The organism is Gilliamella sp. B3801 (assembly GCF_026536645.1).
Taxonomy (GTDB): Bacteria; Pseudomonadota; Gammaproteobacteria; order Enterobacterales; family Orbaceae; genus Gilliamella; species Gilliamella apicola_I.
In genome coordinates this window covers 1-17,447 of sequence record NZ_JAFNNR010000005.1, presented here as the reverse complement: position 1 = coordinate 17,447, position 17,447 = coordinate 1, and the positions used below count along the sequence as shown (strand labels likewise).

At 34.5% G+C, this 17,447-nt stretch carries 13 protein-coding genes and 3 tRNA genes; 3 read left to right on the top strand and 13 right to left on the bottom strand.

Annotated features, from left to right (window positions below):
- Positions 1-92 precede the first annotated feature (92 nt).
- The 10 genes from murJ to znuA form a co-directional block, all read right to left on the bottom strand.
- A complete protein-coding gene (gene murJ / locus J3U14_RS05430; protein ID WP_267351461.1) occupies positions 93-1,631 on the bottom strand; it encodes a murein biosynthesis integral membrane protein MurJ in 1,539 nt (512 codons plus the stop codon).
- 211 nt (positions 1,632-1,842) lie between these two features.
- Complete coding sequence (locus J3U14_RS05425) at positions 1,843-3,957, bottom strand: TonB-dependent receptor (RefSeq protein ID WP_267351459.1); 2,115 nt, start codon at positions 3,955-3,957, stop codon at positions 1,843-1,845.
- A 433-nt stretch (positions 3,958-4,390) separates the two neighbouring features.
- Positions 4,391-4,466, bottom strand: a tRNA-Lys gene (locus J3U14_RS05420).
- Between the two features lie 136 nt (positions 4,467-4,602).
- Positions 4,603-5,337: a tol-pal system protein YbgF gene (gene ybgF, locus J3U14_RS05415; RefSeq protein WP_267351458.1), complete on the bottom strand. Its 735-nt coding sequence runs from the start codon at positions 5,335-5,337 to the stop codon at positions 4,603-4,605.
- Positions 5,338-5,395: 58 nt separating this feature from the next.
- Complete coding sequence (gene pal, locus J3U14_RS05410; protein WP_267351457.1) at positions 5,396-5,875, bottom strand: peptidoglycan-associated lipoprotein Pal; 480 nt, start codon at positions 5,873-5,875, stop codon at positions 5,396-5,398.
- 172 nt (positions 5,876-6,047) lie between these two features.
- Positions 6,048-7,358: a Tol-Pal system beta propeller repeat protein TolB gene (tolB, locus tag J3U14_RS05405; protein WP_411597326.1), complete on the bottom strand. Its 1,311-nt coding sequence runs from the start codon at positions 7,356-7,358 to the stop codon at positions 6,048-6,050.
- Between the two features lie 397 nt (positions 7,359-7,755).
- On the bottom strand, positions 7,756-8,568 hold the full coding sequence (gene mutM, locus J3U14_RS05400; protein WP_267351453.1) for a bifunctional DNA-formamidopyrimidine glycosylase/DNA-(apurinic or apyrimidinic site) lyase: 813 nt from the start codon (positions 8,566-8,568) through the stop codon (positions 7,756-7,758).
- Between the two features lie 10 nt (positions 8,569-8,578).
- On the bottom strand, positions 8,579-10,918 hold the full coding sequence (gene mrcB / locus J3U14_RS05395) for a bifunctional glycosyl transferase/transpeptidase (RefSeq protein ID WP_267351451.1): 2,340 nt from the start codon (positions 10,916-10,918) through the stop codon (positions 8,579-8,581).
- A 115-nt stretch (positions 10,919-11,033) separates the two neighbouring features.
- Positions 11,034-12,395 (bottom strand): murein DD-endopeptidase MepM, encoded by a 1,362-nt coding sequence (mepM, locus tag J3U14_RS05390; protein WP_267351450.1) that lies wholly within the window; start codon positions 12,393-12,395, stop codon positions 11,034-11,036.
- 31 nt (positions 12,396-12,426) lie between these two features.
- Positions 12,427-13,377, bottom strand: coding sequence for a zinc ABC transporter substrate-binding protein ZnuA (znuA, locus tag J3U14_RS05385; RefSeq protein WP_267351448.1), 951 nt, complete (start codon positions 13,375-13,377; stop codon positions 12,427-12,429).
- 92 nt (positions 13,378-13,469) lie between these two features.
- Between znuA and znuC the strand changes: the two genes are divergently transcribed.
- The 3 genes from znuC to J3U14_RS05370 all read left to right on the top strand — a co-directional run bounded on the left by znuC (position 13,470) and on the right by J3U14_RS05370 (position 16,687).
- Positions 13,470-14,243, top strand: a complete 774-nt coding sequence (znuC, locus tag J3U14_RS05380; protein WP_267351447.1) for a zinc ABC transporter ATP-binding protein ZnuC — start codon at positions 13,470-13,472, stop codon at positions 14,241-14,243.
- Between the two features lies 1 nt (position 14,244).
- Positions 14,245-15,042 carry a zinc ABC transporter permease subunit ZnuB gene (gene znuB / locus J3U14_RS05375; protein ID WP_267351445.1) on the top strand — a complete coding sequence of 266 codons (798 nt, stop codon included), beginning with the start codon at positions 14,245-14,247 and terminating at the stop codon, positions 15,040-15,042.
- Positions 15,043-15,163: 121 nt separating this feature from the next.
- A complete protein-coding gene (locus tag J3U14_RS05370; protein ID WP_267351443.1) occupies positions 15,164-16,687 on the top strand; it encodes a YifB family Mg chelatase-like AAA ATPase in 1,524 nt (507 codons plus the stop codon).
- A gap of 5 nt (positions 16,688-16,692) precedes the next feature.
- Here J3U14_RS05370 and J3U14_RS05365 read toward each other — a convergent pair whose 3' ends face one another.
- The 3 genes from J3U14_RS05365 to J3U14_RS05355 form a co-directional block, all read right to left on the bottom strand.
- Positions 16,693-17,031, bottom strand: coding sequence for a DUF413 domain-containing protein (locus tag J3U14_RS05365; RefSeq protein WP_065557810.1), 339 nt, complete (start codon positions 17,029-17,031; stop codon positions 16,693-16,695).
- A gap of 135 nt (positions 17,032-17,166) precedes the next feature.
- Positions 17,167-17,242, bottom strand: a tRNA-Trp gene (locus J3U14_RS05360).
- An 8-nt stretch (positions 17,243-17,250) separates the two neighbouring features.
- Positions 17,251-17,327: transfer RNA gene (locus tag J3U14_RS05355), tRNA-Asp, on the bottom strand.
- Positions 17,328-17,447: the final 120 nt, after the last annotated feature.

The window sequence follows — 17,447 nt, the reverse complement described above, 5'->3', positions numbered from 1 at the left end:
TTATTGCATTTAGTCATAAAGACAGCCTCTACTTCAATTAAGCGGTATGCTTACAATAATTCGGTTTATTCATAAAATTTTGAAAAAATCATTTAATCAATTCGTTTAATGAAATGCCTGATTTTAAACCCCATTGCAATCAATGATGCAAAATAGATAACGATACCTACCGTGACCAATAACAATAAACGACTTATTCGCATTAACATTGAACCCGTTGACCAATCTGGTAATAATTTCGAACCAAACCATAATACTAATGACATTAACAGTACCGCTATCACAATTTTAATTAAAAATTTACACCAACCTGGCTGTGGTTGATAAAGTTCCTTTTTACGTAATTGCCAAAATAATAATCCAGCATTAAAACATGCTGCCAGCCCAATTGATAACGAAAGACCAGCATGTTGTAGTGGACCAATAAAAACCATATTCATTAGTTGCGTTAAAATTAATGTGACAATCGCAATTTTGACAGGTGTCTTAATATCTTGTCTGGAATAGAAAGCGGGTGCCAAAACTTTGATTAGAATAAGTCCAAGTAAACCGATAGAATAAGCTATTAAAGCACGTTGTGTCATTAATGTGTCATTTATTGTAAATTGTCCATATTCAAAGAGTGTTGAGATAAGTGGACGAGAAATTACACCTAATGCGACTGTGCTTGGCAAAGCCAATAAAAAACAGAGACGTAATCCCCAATCTAATAATTCCGAATATTGTTTATGATCACCATTTGAAAAGCTTTTAGCTAATGACGGCAATAAAATGGTACCCAATGCAACACCCAGTACGCCAGCTGGGAACTCCATTAATCGGTCAGCATAATACATCCATGAAACCGATCCCGAAATTAAGAAAGAAGCAAAAATCGTATTAATGATTAGAGATATTTGCCCAACGGATACCCCTAAAATTGCAGGCCCCATTTGTTTCAACACTCGCCATACACCACTATCTTTTAAATTGATACGAGGTAGCACTAGCATACCTATCTTTTTTAAAGTCGGAAGTTGATAAAGCAATTGTAAAATGCCGCCGACTACGACAGATACCGCTAATGCCAGCACCGGTGGATTAAAATAAGGCGTTAAAAATAGCGTAAATACAATCATGCTAATATTAAGCAATGTCGGTACGAAAGCAGGAACCGAAAAGCGATTCCACGTATTAAGTACGGCACCAACTAATGAAGCAAGTGAAATAAAAAAGATATAGGGGAAAGTGATGCGAAGCATGATGGTTGCAAGTTCAAATTTGTCGATAGATTCTTGCATAAAACCTGGCGCTGTCAGCATAATGATAAAAGGTGCAGTCATTACCCCAATTAACGTAACGATAGCCAATACTAATGTTAATAGACCGGCAACATACGCAATAAAAGTCCGTGTTGCCTCGATCCCTTGTTGATTTTTGTATTCAGCCAAAATGGGGACAAATGCTTGTGAAAAAGCCCCTTCAGCAAATATTCGTCTCAATAAATTAGGAAGTTTAAAAGCCACAAAAAACGCATCGGTAGCCATTCCTGCACCAAAAAAACGTGCAATTATTGCATCTCGAACAAAGCCTAAAACTCGAGATACCATTGTCATTGAACTTACAGTGGCTAAAGATTTTAATAAATTCATAGATAAGATAGGAGCCAAAAAACAAATGATAGGCATAGTCTACAAATTATTCATTTATTTCACCATGCTTTTTTATAAATAATAATGTTTATGAATTGAAATATTGTTACTATTCAAACAATAAGCGGATTGAAATACTAATCAGACAAATATTATCATCAATTATTCAATATAGGATTTTTATTTCATTCCGCTTTTATTTCTTCATTGGTTATAATTTATAACTTGCAGTTAACAATACAGCTCTAGGCGTGCCAGGCATACTACTTGAACGCCAATATTCTTTTCCTAATAAATTTGTTACTGCAAAAGTCATTTCAAAAGAAGAAGATTGATACCCTATTGCAGCATTCCATACAACATACCCAGGACGTTTAAATTGATTTTTATCATCATTAAACATTGATCCCTTATAATTAACCTCAACTTCAGTAAACCAATTGTCGTAAGGCAAATAACGTATATCTAAGTAACCGCTATGCTTAGATGTATTGGGCAAATATTTTCCTTGATTAACTGGCATTTTTTTATCTTTATGAACTTTAGCTTGCTGATAACCAATACCGCTGTTAATGTACCATTTTGGTGTTAATTGTCCGATGATACTTAGCTCGATACCTTGACTACGGTCACTGCCTTTTACCTGCCAATTATAAGGATCGTTCACCGCATCGGGTTGATAACGAACGTTGTATAATTCAAGATTATAAAGTGCAATTTGAGAAGATAATTTATCATTTAACCAATCACTTTTTACGCCTATTTCATATTGCCTTGAATATTGTGGTTTATTATCGTAAACCGTTTTCGAGTCTGTTGAAATGGTAATCAGTCCTCGTCCACCATAAGGTGCAAAATTTTTACTATAGGAAGCATAAAAACTTTGCGATTCGATAGGTTGCCAAATTAAACCGATTCGAGGGCTTAACGAGTGACCATTATATGAACGGCTTTGATGTTTAATTTTATCATCTGATGCAAATTCGTAATTGTCATAGCGTAAGCCCATCAACAATTTCCATTGTGATGTAAAACTCATTAAATCTTGCCAATAAATCCCTTTTGAAGTCGCTTTATGATTCGTTTTAGTATTTAGCTTATTGTAATGTGGTTTTTTAGAATTCCAGTGTGGATGGTAAGGCTCAACGACTTCAGGGTAAACACTCGTTAATGCTAATCTAGGTTGACGTTTTTCTATATTATATTCAATGCCGACTAACATATCATGACCGATACTTGCTGTAGTAAATTTGCCTATTACATCGAGTGTATTACTATAGGTTTTATTATCAGTTTCTTGCCAAGCTCGTCGAAATTGTAGTTTCCCTGCATAGTTACACGTTTTTCCACTATTTGTTTTGCCATATAAATGGCAATAATCACCACCATAAATATGGTCAAAATTTTGACTCGCTTGACGATAAAGGTTAGTTAATTTTAGTGACCAATCATCATTAATTTCAAAACCTATCACCGAACGTAATGATTTAAAATTATCTTTTACGTAATCATCAGGATGCGCATAAGTTGTTTTAATTGAAACCCCTTTTGGTAAATTATAGTAAGCTGGTCCTCGGTCTGGTTTACGCCATAAGTGATCATGAGTATATTGTACTAACCAATTAAACCCGTCTAAATTATCATAGAGTATACTTGGCGATACCATGGTGTCTCTTTGTTTAATTCTTTTGCGAAAACTTTTTTCTGATTGGTGATCAACTGTCATTCGGATCGCTAGTTTCTCATCGACAACATGATTAATATCGACCATACCGCCATATTTATCCCATGAACCACTACGTAAGCTTAAAACAGTAGGTGAATCAAAATTAGCTTGTTTACTAATCATGTTTATCATTCCCCCACCAGAACCACGACCATAGAGTACCGAAGCGGGACCTTTTAATATTTCCACGCGTTCAATATTGGCTGTACTTTGCCTAACTTGCCCACTTGCACGGACACCATCCCGATAAATATCGCCAGAACTTGCGGAAAAACCGCGTATTTTTATGCCTTCATCCCGCATATCATAAGTAGTATCAACACCGGGTAATTTATTGACGATTACACTTAAATCATTTTGTCCAAAAATTTTTTCTTGATCAATGTTAACGGAATTAATGGATTGGGGTATATCTTTAATATCAAATGGCATTTTTGTCGCGGTTGATGATTTTTTTATTCGCTGGTCATTGATATCGGTAATGTTGGCAACAACCTTCATTGTTTCGATGTTTGCAACATCGTCTATTTTATCTTGAGCGCTAACAAAGGGTGCTGTACTTATTAGCCCCAAAATAGCGAATTGATGACTTAATTTCATTGTTTTTCCTATCTTTTATCGTTTTATTATAATTTGTTTCAGTTGGCTAAAGTTAAAGCAACAATAAATATGATAATGATTATTATTTACATTTACAACTTATTTTCTGTTTTATAAAAATATTGCGACAAAAAATATTAAAATCTAACTGAAATTAAGCGTTATTCAATGGTTGTTTAAATGGATTGCGGTTTGAGTATAATTAATTAAAAGGAGGTCTCTGTATTTACCCCATCCTATAGATAGGCTGTAAAATAGATTGCTTTAAAATCGAGAAAATTTAACAAATGAACATAATTTTTTAACCCTTTTGTTGTGTTAACCCATCTTTTAAGCTTAACAGAATAATGGTTTAATATTATTTCCGATAAATATGATCACTAAAATTTGTTAAATTCAATTGATTTCTAATTTGATTTTGAAGGAGAGAAAGTGGTGGGTCGTGAGCGATTCGAACGCTCGACAAACGGATTAAAAGTCCGCTGCTCTACCGACTGAGCTAACAACCCATTATGAAGAGACGCTTTGCACCTTTTTTGCTATAGGTACAAGCAATTTCGGGTTGCTATATTACTTATAATTATGAGGTAATGCAACCCTTTTCTGAAAGCTTTTTTTCAAAAGCTGGTTTTTCATACGTTTTGACTAAAGTGAAGCGAGTTTCTTTTTGGCAAGGTTCACCGCATTTTTATCTTTAGGGTATTTATTGACTACTTGTTGAAAAACAGCTTTAGCATTCTTATTATCTCCTTTTTCAAGTAAAATCAAGCCTACTTTATAAAGACTATCTGGTGCTTTCGCTGAGTTTGCAAAATCTTTCACTACCGTTGCATAATGAAACGTCGCATCATCTTTTTTACCTTGCTTATAATAAACTTGACCAAGCCAATAATTCACATTAGCACGATATATCGATTTTGGGTAAGTTTCTAAAAACTTTTTAAAAGCTAAAATGAGTTCATTACTTTGATTAGCATCACTAATAAATTGCATAATAAAATTATAATCGGTTTTATCATTTCCTGTGGTTGTCCAATTTATTAAATTTGATGAAGTTGCACTCGATTCAGTTTGGGTAGTTTGTGATGCTGATTGATTAGATGAGTTGTTAGTTTGATTTGATGAGAATTCGGTACCATTGGTCATCTGTTGTAAAATCATTTTTTGACGTTCAATAGTCTGATTTAGTTGATATTTGGTATCTTCCAATTGACCACGTAAGGTATCAACATCCGATTGTAAATCACTAATCTTTTGCTGACTCTCAATCAATAACTGTCCTTGTGCTTGTATCATTCTTTCTAATTCAGCATTACTTGCTGCATAACCGTAACCGGTAAACAAAAGCAATATGAGTGATGTAATTATTTTTTTATGCATAAATGAAAACTCAATATGAAAAATTAACGGCTGAACCTTCAGCCGTTATGAAATATAATTAATATACAACAACCGCTCGACGATTTTTAGCGTACGCAGCTTCATCATGACCTAATACGGCAGGTTGCATTTTACCAAATGATCTTATCAGCATTTGACTAGAAGAGACACCATTCGCTTGTAGATAAGAAGCAACAGCTACAGCACGGCGTTCACCAAGTGCGATATTATATTCTGGTGTTCCTCGTTCATCAGCATGCCCTTGAATCACAACTTTCATTGAGGTATGAGCACGTAAGAAACCTGCATGAACATCTAACATGCGATTATATTCAGGTTTAACATTATATTTATCAAAATCGAAATAGACAGTATTCATTTCTTGTTGTTGTAATCTTGCAAGCAAAGCACGATCTTCTCTTGTTAAAGTATCGCTAAAATTACCATTCGCGTCGGTACCATTTTTAGAAGAACATGCTGTCAAAGCAATTAATGGTAAAGCTATAGCTGCTACCTTAAGATATTTAGAGAATTGCATTGTAATAACTCCTTTGTGTTTTTAAATAAATTAATATTTATTTTTAGCCGATCCAACTGATTTCAAATATCGTTTGTTACCAGTTTGGAAATAAAGTTGATATATTATATTTCTTAACTCTTCAGTATAAATTGAATATTTATCATTTTAATTTATCAAGTTCGACAGTAATTTATAAATAAGGTGACCAAGATGGAAATTTCACTTGTCCATCTGATACGGGTAATTCAGCTTTAAAAAAGCCATCAGTCGAAACAAGATTCAAAATCGATCCTAATCCTTTCGTCGAACTGTAAATAATCATGGTACCATTTGGCGCAATACTTGGAGTCTCATCCAAAAATGTATCAGTCAATCTTTGGTAGGTTTTGGTTGCCATATCATATTTCGTGATGTGTTGTTCACCATTGTTGGTTGAAATCATTGCAATAAACGATCCATCTGGAGAAACACGAGCATTCTGATTTTGAGTATTATCCCATGTTAATCTTTGAGGTGTACCACCATTTATATTGATACTGTAAAGTTGTGGACGTCCAGCTTGATCTGACGTATAAACAATTGTTTGGCTATCTGGCATCCAAGAAGGTTCAGTATTATTACTTCGACCGGTTGTAATTTGAGTGATTTGTTTAGAATTTAAATCTTTAATATAAATATTTAAGTTACCATCTTTAGAAAGTGCAAATGCCAACTTTGTACCATCAGGTGAAAATGCGGGAGCACCATTATGTCGAGGGAAAGAAGCAACGGTTTCAATGGCGCCGTTTTCTAAATTTTTCATGACCAATGCAGAATTTCCACTTTCGAAAGTAACAAACGCTAATTTTTTACCATCCGGAGACCAAGTTGGTGACATAAGTGGGGCTTTAGAACGATGAACGGTTACTTGATCATAACCATCATAGTCAGACACTCTTAATTCATGCGTGTACGGCCCTCTGTTCGTCTCTACAACATAAGCGATGCGTGTTCTAAAGGCCCCTTTAATTCCAGTAAGTGATTCGAATATCTCATCACTTGCCGAATGTGCGGCCAAACGCACCCAACGTTGACTTATTGTAAATTGGTTTTCAGCCAAAATAGCACCCGGTTTATCAACGGTGTCGATTAATTGATAAGTAATGTGGTATTTCCCTGAAGCATCAGGTTGAATTGAACCGACGACAACAGCTGAAACGCCAAGATTTTTCCATACAGCAGAATTAACTTCAGATGCGGTTGTCGGTTTTTGTGGCATATTTTCGATGTCGATTGGATTAAATTTACCGCTATTGCGTAAGTCAGATGCAATAATATTTTCAATTATTTGGGGTGGTTCTCCCGATCCTGTCCATTTAAATGGTGAAACAGCAATAGGCTTTGCGGTACTGACACCTTCAGTAATATTTATTTGAATCCCTGTATTATCTGCCCAACTATTACTGATTAAAGCAAATAAAAATATAGAACAAATTATCAAAAAGCGAGAGGCGTATTTGATCATCTTAAATTCCTTAAATTAAACATAAATAACTACGTTAGATTCACTATATATTAGTAGTTGGAGAAAAGTAATAAAAATTAAAACATACGATTATTATCACTTAAAAATGGCAATTTTTATATTTCAACAATTTCTACATACTTTTTCATTAAGAAAGATAGCTGATATTAAATAACAAGTCTATAGTATATGGAATAAAAAGGTTAATATAATTTTAACGCTTTTTTTGTTAAAAAGATTGGTTATGCTAATTTAACTTTTGAGTTATCAAAAAAAGAAAAATAATTGTTTTAAAATTAAAAATTTTCAAACTGTCTGAAAAGATGTTTTAGCCTAGTGTGTTTATTAACATATTTATCGTTTTGAAAAAAAATAAGTATCCATTTGTTTTTTACTATTTTTGACAATTATCACAAAAAAAAGTATTCCGCTGACCTATTTTTTGCGATTTTATTATAGTTTTGCAATTATGGCATTCTTGACCTTCTCGCCCATATACTTGTAATTTTTGAGCAAAATAACCAGGCTTTCCATTAGATTGAAGAAAGTCTTTTAGTGTCGTTCCACCTTGTTTAATCGATTTAGTCAGTACTTGCTTGATCGCTGAAACTAATCTTTCAAACTCGACTAATTGTAATGAATTCACTTTTCGATTGGGATTAATTTTTGCCATATGCAACGATTCCGATGCATAGATATTTCCTACACCAACAACAATATGATTATCCATAATCCAACTTTTAATTGGTATTTGACGATTTTTCGCTTGCGCCAACAGATACTCTGCTGAAAACGCATCACTCAAAGGCTCAGGCCCTAAATGGTTTAATTGAGAAACCTCTTCAAGCGAATTAGCCCAGAGCCATGAACCAAAACGTCTTGGATCAGTATAACGCAATACAACACCATTTTCTAAAACCAAGTCTATATGATCATGCTTTGCTACTTCCTGTTGTTCATCAAGTAAAATACGCAAACTACCTGACATTCCCAAATGAATGATAATCCAATTATGTGCTAGCTGTATCAACAAATATTTTGCACGTCTTTTGACATCCAAAATGACTTCTCCATGAGAACGATGAATGAGTTCATCAACAGGCCAACGTAAATTTGGTTGCCTAACTACTATTTGCTTTATAGTTTGCCCTTTTAAATAAGGCAAAATACCTAGGCGACTTGTTTCCACTTCGGGTAATTCAGGCATTTTATTTCACCTAATTATTTAACATTTCAGTGACCCAAGTTGGTACTTGCTGACTTGGAGTCGGTTGATTATTGTTGTTACATAAGCTTTGTGTATTGGTTGTCCAAACAGGTAATTTTCGACCACTACGATCATCACATTGCCACTGACCATTATCATCTATCGATAACATATAGATATTTTGAGGTATCGGGAGCGATAACCTTTTAGGTGGATTATTTTGTAAGTATTCACTATATATTTTTAATGCACCTGTTGCACCTGTTAATTTCATTGGCGAATGGTCATCCAACCCAATCCAAACAACAGCGACATTTTTACCATCAATTCCTGTAAACCAACTATCACGAGAATCATTACTGGTTCCGGTTTTAGCAGCTAAGTTAAATGATCCATATTTTCGTTTTAGAGACCGTGATGTCCCCGATTCCACAACTTGTTGCATAGCATAAGTTGTTAAATAGGCTGATTGCTGTGAAACAGCTTGAATCTGTTTAGGATAGTTTTGATATACCAATTCTCCCTTATCCGTTAGTACATATCTTAAAATAGATAACGGCGAACGTTGTCCATTGTTTGCAATCGTTTGGAACATTTGTGCTGTTTCTAAAGGTGTTAACTCTAAAGCACCTAATAACCGTGAAGGTAGATTCGTAATACGATCACTTGGCACACCCAATGCTTGCAGGGTATTTTTAGTCGCATCAAGACCAAGAGCCATCCCTAAGTTGACGGTTGGTACATTTAACGAAAGTGCTAAAGCATCCACTAACATGACACGATCACGAAACTTACGATCATAATTTTTCGGTTGCCAGTACGAACCATTATCAAGCTTTATTGAAAGTGGTGAATCATCCAACCACGTATTAAGTTGAAAACGATCCGGTTGCCCTAATGCTGTTAAATATGTTGAAGGCTTAGCAAGTGAACCAATTGCTCTTCGGGTTAACCATGCACGGTTGTAACCAGGATAACGAGGCTCTGCACTACCAATAATTGCACGAATTTCGCCGGTTTCTCGGCTAACAATAACCATGGCTGTTTGTAAATCTTTATTAGTTGATTTACGTAATTTTTCAATTTCATTCGTAACTGATTGTTCTGCCGCTGCTTGGGCAACAGGATCAAATGTCGTAAAAATCTTCATTCCTGAAAGGTGATCTGCTTTATCACCTAATTGCTTTCTTAATTCACTACGAACAACTTGCATAAAAGCAGGTTGTGGCGAAATAACACCACCTTTTGGTAAAACAGATAGTGGGCGCTGACTTAATAGATTATATAACTCATCATCAATAATTCCTTGTTGCTCGGTCAGCTTTAGAACAACATTTCGGCGTTCTAAAACTTGTTTAGGTTGCGTCCAAGGATTATATAACGAAGCCCCTTTTACCATTCCAACTAGAACTGCTTGCTGATCGAGCGTCAATTCATTAACAGGACGACCAAAATAGTAAAGGCTAGCAAGTGGAAAACCGTGGATCTCCTCACTCCCAGCTTGTCCAAAGTAAACTTCGTTTAAATACAACTCTAAGATACGTTCTTTACTATAACGAGCATCAAGAATCATCGCCATATAGGCTTCACGTATTTTACGGCTTAAACTACGTTCATTAGTTAAAAATAAGTTTTTTACAGTTTGTTGAGTTAACGTGCTTCCACCTTCGGTACGACCTGTGGTAAGGTTGACATAAATTGCTCGCCCAATCGAATATAAACTCACGCCATGATGATCATAAAAACGTTTATCCTCAGTAGCAACTAAAGTTTTAATCAGTGAATCAGGAAATGCTTTGAGAGGAACAAATAAACGTTGTTCTCCATTAGGTGAGTGCATCATTGTAATTAATTTTGGATCGATCTTAAGTAATCCAAAATCACGTCCTGTATCTAAATTAGTAATACGATCTATTCGATTATCATAGAACGTAATTCTAACTCGAAAAGCTTGTTCTTCACCATCAGGAAAAGTAAAAGGGCGACGATATATTTCAACAGTATCATTACTGACGATGAATTCACCGGGTCGAGTAGCTTGCGTATCCTGTTGTCGATATTGTGCACCTATTAACAACGTTACAACATCGCTTAAACTGTATTCACTTTCTGGCTCAAGATCGATAATTTGACCATAAACAGCTGCAGGTAATTCCCAAACATTACCATCTATGCGTTCTTTTATTTGTTGATCGAGATAAATACCATACATTACGGTCACAGCCACAAAAACTAAAAACAGTTTAAATAGCAATGACAAAAATCGGCGCCAAAGTGAGCGTTTTTTATTTTTATTTTTTTTTACTTTTTGAGTAGGTTTCTTTTTTGTAGATTTAGTCGAAGTATTCAAAGCTCACCTAAAATTCGTCATAAAATATATTTCGTTATCATAACACAATTTTTCAAAGATATATCTGCCTTGTTTATTTAGCACATATTTAGCTTAAAATAGTGTTTCTACAAAATTAATTATTAAATTCTAGTCGTGGTTTAATACTTTTCACTTTCGCAACAAAAGCGTTTTTAGATTTACCTGTTAAACCTTCATCTATAGGTAAATTAGCTGTTAATGGATTCACAGGTTTATTATTGATATGTAATTCGAAATGTAAATGTGGCCCTGTTGAACGTCCTGTATTGCCTGACAATCCTATTTGTTCACCTTGTTTAACCTGTTGTCCTGGTTTAACTAGTATCTTATCTAAATGCATATAAGTCGTCATATACTGACGCCCATGCCTTATAGCGATATAATTACCTGCTGATCCACTATATTTAGCGATCACAACTTCACCATTCCCCACCGATAAGACAGGTGTTCCTCGAGATACCGCAAAATCAACACCATTATGAGGCGCTATTTTTCCTGTCACAGGGTGTAAACGACGAGGATTAAATTGAGAAGAAACACGCGCTTTTTTTGCTAATGGATAACGGAAAAAACTTTGGGATAAGCTATCACCATTAATATCATAATATTTACCGTCATCGGCAAGAACAGCATAATAGTCTTTTGAGCCATTTTTGAAGCGAACCGCTAACAATTGGCTATTCGATAAACGGTCGCCATGCATCTCACGAGACAGAATAACGGAAAATTTGTCGCCAATTTGTAAGCGTTTAAAATCTAATCGCCATTGTAAAGCACGAGTAATAATACCGATTTCAGTGCTAGTTAAACCACTTTTACGGGCATCAGCAATAAAATTAGATTTTATTTCACCTTTAATAACGACTTCTTGTAAAATTCCTTCGACCGTTTCTGAATTCTCAACAAAGTCATTACCCGATTTTTCATACATTCGGATATTGTTGCTTGAGATAGTCCAGTTCAAGTTTTGTAAATTATGGTCATCGTCTGTTGTCCACATCAACTGTTGACCAATTCTTAAATTAGCAAGCTGTTTAAATTTGGACGTTAATTCATAAACATCATTTCGATTTACGTTATAGCGTAATAAAATATCATGTAAGGTATCGCCCCGAACAATGGTATATTGTACAGTATTGTCTTTTTCATCAATGATTTTATCTAAGTCATCTTTGACAATTTCATCTTCCGGTTCATCAGAGGATTCTATCACAGTAGAATTTGAATTACCGTCGACTAACTCAACCTGACCTTCTCCAATACTTACAGGCACAGAAGTATTATTCACGGTTGTTTCAACTTGAGGATTCAACGGTATATAAACCGTGCGATCCAAATTCAATGGTCGCCATAATATCGTAAAAAAGATAACAACAAGAAGAACGCCTAATATTGAAAAATAGGGAAATTTCACTTTGCTTTTTTCAATATGACGATTTTCAATCTTTCGAGCCAAAATAAACCTTAACTATTTATTATCTATCTGATTATTTATCTAAACAATCCAACAATTGCTGAGTTAATTTCATTAAAAATTGAAAATACGCATCTTTTGAAGGCATTATATCTGTCCCCAAAGGATTCAATTCTCCAATTCTGACATTTGTTCCATTAACCAATTTTTCAATAACTGCTGGGCTAAACTGAGGCTCTATAAAAACACATACTGCTTGGTGTTCTTTTAACTTTTGTTGAATAGCATAAACTTTTTGAGCGCCCGGTTGAACTGCTGGATTTATAGTAAAACTACCTAGATTTTTTAATCTAAACTGTGATTCAAAATACCCATAGGCATCATGAAATACAAAATACCCTCTATTTTGGACGTTTATTAATTTTTTTGCAATGTTTTGTTCTGTTTCAGATAATTTTATAGTGAATTCGTTTAGATTTTCGTCAATTTTTATTTTTTTATCTGGATAAAGGGTGATAAGTTTATCATGAATGGATTGCGCAATAATTTTCGCTATTTCAGGCGAAAGCCAAATATGTTCATCATATTCACCATGATGATCATGGTCTGATTGATGATGATTTATTTCTTCATGAGAATGATCATCGTGATTAGTTCGAAGCAAAGTCTTAATTGCAGGAATTTCCATTAATTCAATTTGCTTTTGTTTATCGATATTTTTCAATAAGGTTGGCATAAAGGTTTCCATATCTTCACCAACCCAAATAACTAATTCCGCTGACTTAATATTCTTTAAATCAGAAGGTTTTAATGAATAAGTATGAGGAGAAGCACCGTCCGGTAAAAGAATTTCTGCATCAGTGATGCCTGATGTAATAGCTTGAGTAATAAAACCTATTGGTTTAACCGACGATATAACCGTAGCATTAGCATAATTACTTGCGCTTTGTATTATTAATATTGGGGTTAAGATTATTAAATACTGTATAAACAGTTTAAAAGTCTTCACGATATGATTTTTCACGTTATTATCCAATGCTATAATTTATGATAGAATAAAATTTAATATTGTTATAATATAACATAACATTTAGGTGAGCAAGGGCTACCCGTTACATGACTCAATTAATTTCACTTGAAAATGTCTCCGTTGAAATCAATCATCAAAAAATATTAGATAATATTTCATTAGCTATTAAGCTAAATCAGATTATTACATTACTTGGGCCTAATGGTGCAGGTAAATCAACGCTGGTTAAAGTCATATTAGGATTACTACCCCACTCTTCGGGACAGATTTGTCGTTTACCGAATTTAACAATTGGTTATGTTCCGCAATCGATAAATTTAAACCCAACTCTCCCTATTACTGTAAAGCGTTTTATGCGGTTAAATAAACAATTAAAAAATGACGATATTTTAAAAACGCTTTCACTTGTTAAAGCAGAATACTTAGTCGATAAATCAATGCATCAATTGTCGGGTGGAGAATTACAGCGTGTTTTACTTGCTCAAGCTTTAGCAAAACAGCCTCAATTACTTATTCTTGATGAACCGACACAAGGCGTAGATGTTAATGGACAAATTCTTTTATATGATTTAATTGCTAATGCAAAAAAACAATTTAATTGTGGGGTATTAATGGTCTCGCATGATCTCCATTTAGTCATGGCTAAAACGGATGAAGTTATCTGTCTGAATCATCATATTTGTTGTTCGGGTACACCTGCTACTGTGTCAAATGACCCTGAATTTGTCTCCCTATTTGGTCAACACGGTGCATCACAAATCGCTGTGTATAAACATCATCACAATCACCAACATGACTTATGTAGAACATCGGCTGATCATCAACATGATAAATTAATGCATATAGAAAAGGATCATTAAAATGATTGAATTGTTATTACCTTCTTTGTTAGCTGGATTAAGCTTAACAACCATTACCGGTCCATTAGGAACGTTTGTTGTTTGGCGTAGAATGTCTTATTTTGGTGATACTTTATCTCATGCAGCTCTACTCGGTATTGCTTTTGGTTTTTTATTAAATATTAATCTATTTTATGCAGTAATTCTTGTGACACTGATTTTAGCATTAGGATTACTTTGGCTAGAATCCCAGAAACAACTTCCTATTGATACATTACTGGGTATTCTTGCTCATAGTGCGTTATCTTTAGGTTTAGTTGTAATCAGTCTAATGGGAAACATACGGATTGATTTAATGGGTTACTTATTTGGTGATCTGTTATCAATAACTTACACTGATATCTCTCAAATCGTAATTGGTGTAATATTTATCGGTTTATTATTGATATGGCGCTGGAATGATTTTCTTTTTATTACCGTTAATGAAGAATTAGCTTTCATTCAAGGTATTAATATTCGATTAACAAAATTAATTCTAACACTCCTATTAGCCTTTACTATTGGTATTGCAATGAAATTCGTGGGAGCACTGATTATCACCTCTTTACTTATTATCCCTGCAGCTACAGCTAGATACTTTTCCAAAACACCTGAAGTAATGGCTATACTTTCAATTATTATTGGAATGATATCGGTATTAAGTGGTTTATTATTTTCATTTCTCTATGACACACCGACAAGTCCATCAGTAGTTTTAAGTAATGCTGGCTTATTTTTTGTGTGTTTATTTGTATCGAAGTTTTTTACTGATAAAAATTAACTATTCAAGAAAAATGGCAATGTTAATTGGACACTACATCACAATAAACCAATATTAAGCCACTTCTCTCATTTTAACAAAGTAACATAATAAATCATTTTAACCATTAATGATTATTTTTATGTCACTTGCAATTATCTACACACGAGCATCTATTGGTATACAAGCACCATTAATAAATGTTGAAGTCCATATTAGCAATGGACTACCAGGCTTTGTATTAGTTGGTTTGCCTGAAGCAACAGTCAAAGAATCTAAAGATCGGGTACGTAGCGCTATTATTAACAGTGGTTTTACGTTTCCTGCCAAGAAAATAACTGTAAATCTATCACCTGCTGATCTTCCTAAAGAAGGAAGTCGTTTCGATCTGCCGATTGCCATTGCAATTTTAGCGGCAACGGAGCAAATTCCTGCTCAGGATTTATCGCAATATGAATTTTTAGGTGAACTGGCGCTATCTGGAAATATTCGCGCTGTGAAAGGTGCTATCCCTGCTGCGATTTCATCACAAAAAAGTCATCGCACATTAATTATTTCAACAGAAAATCAGTCTGAAATTTCTTTAATTCATCATAGCAATGCATTAATCACCAATAATTTATTTGAATTGTGTCAACATCTCAATCATGAAGTGAGTTTATCTAAAGTAAATTACCGTCTAAATGATGATGTAGAAAGTGAAACAGTTAATTTACAAGATGTCATAGGCCAAGAACATGCTAAAAGAGCTTTAGAAATTGCAGCCGCAGGTGGACATAATTTATTGCTTATTGGACCACCTGGAACAGGCAAAACTATGTTAGCCACTCGGTTAACTTCTTTATTGCCGCCATTAACCGATGATGAAGCTCTTGAGAGTGCAGCTATCACTAGTTTAGTCAGTCTAAATGGTTCAATTAAAAATTGGCGTAAACGACCTTTTAGATCGCCACATCATAGCGCGTCAACTGCAGCACTAGTTGGTGGAGGAACAATTCCAAAACCGGGGGAAATTTCACTGGCACATAATGGCGTATTATTTTTAGATGAATTACCTGAATTTAATCGTAAAGTTTTAGATGCGTTAAGAGAACCCATTGAGTCTGGTGAAATTATTATTTCAAGAGCAAATGCTAAAATACGCTTTCCAGCTAAATTCCAACTTATTGCTGCTATGAATCCAAGTCCTACCGGTCATTATCAAGGAACACACAATAGAACGACGCCTCAACAAGTCATTCGTTATTTGAACCGACTTTCTGGTCCATTTCTTGATAGATTTGATATCTCTATAGAAGTACCACTTTTACCAAAAGGTTCACTAAGTCAGAAAAAAGCATCTGCTGAATCAACAGTATCTATTAAGCAAAGAGTTTTACAGGCAAGAAATACACAATTTGATAGGAATAAAAAATTAAATAGTCAATTAGAAGCAAGTGAAATTGAACACTATTGCCAATTATCTGACGATAATAATGAATATTTAGAACAAGCCTTAATCAAGTTAGGACTTTCAGCTAGAGCTTGGCATCGAATATTGAAAGTATCTAGGACAATTGCGGATTTAGAAGGTTCAAAGAACATAGAACGAAAACATATTTCAGAAGCTTTAAGTTATCGTTCTATGGATAGACTGTTAATTCAATTACACAAAAATATTGGTTAACAGAATCAGTCATCATTATCGACAAAATCATCGTTTACATCAATTTGCGGTTTTCCACCCGATAATGTATGAAAACGTTTTGGTTTATTAATACGAGAAAGGTATTTAAGCCAAACTTTTTCAAAATCGGTTGCAGGCTCTTTTTTACCTTTACAAACTGCAACAAATGATTTTTCTTCTGCTGTTGTCGGTTTTTTTGTTTCTGCATCAAGATCTTTAAATGCACAACCATGCTTTTCTAAAATTTGTGCTTCTTTAATAGTAAAATCGCCATGACGAGAAAATCCTCGTGGATAATTTTTATTATCAAAAAAACGTTGTTGACTTACAAAACTTTCAGCCATTTTTTTTCCTCTGGATTGTAAAAGTAGTTGGGCGGAAATTATAATTAACTAAGTAAATCTGTAAATAAATTTTTTTTATTTATATAGATAAAAATAATCAAACGACTAAAATTAAGACAAATTCATGATTTTTTGTGGCAGGGGCGGAGAGTCTCGAACTCCCAACACCCGGTTTTGGAGACCGGTGCTCTACCAATTGAACTACGCCCCTAAATAAGGTGGCGGAACGGACGGGGCTCGAACCCGCGACCCCCTGCGTGACAGGCAGGTATTCTAACCAACTGAACTACCGCTCCACCGTATTTGGTATGATTACATAGTATAACTTAAAATTTAAAAGTCTGGCGGCACCCTACTCTCACATGGGTAATACCCACACTACCATCGGCACTACGGCGTTTCACTTCTGAGTTCGG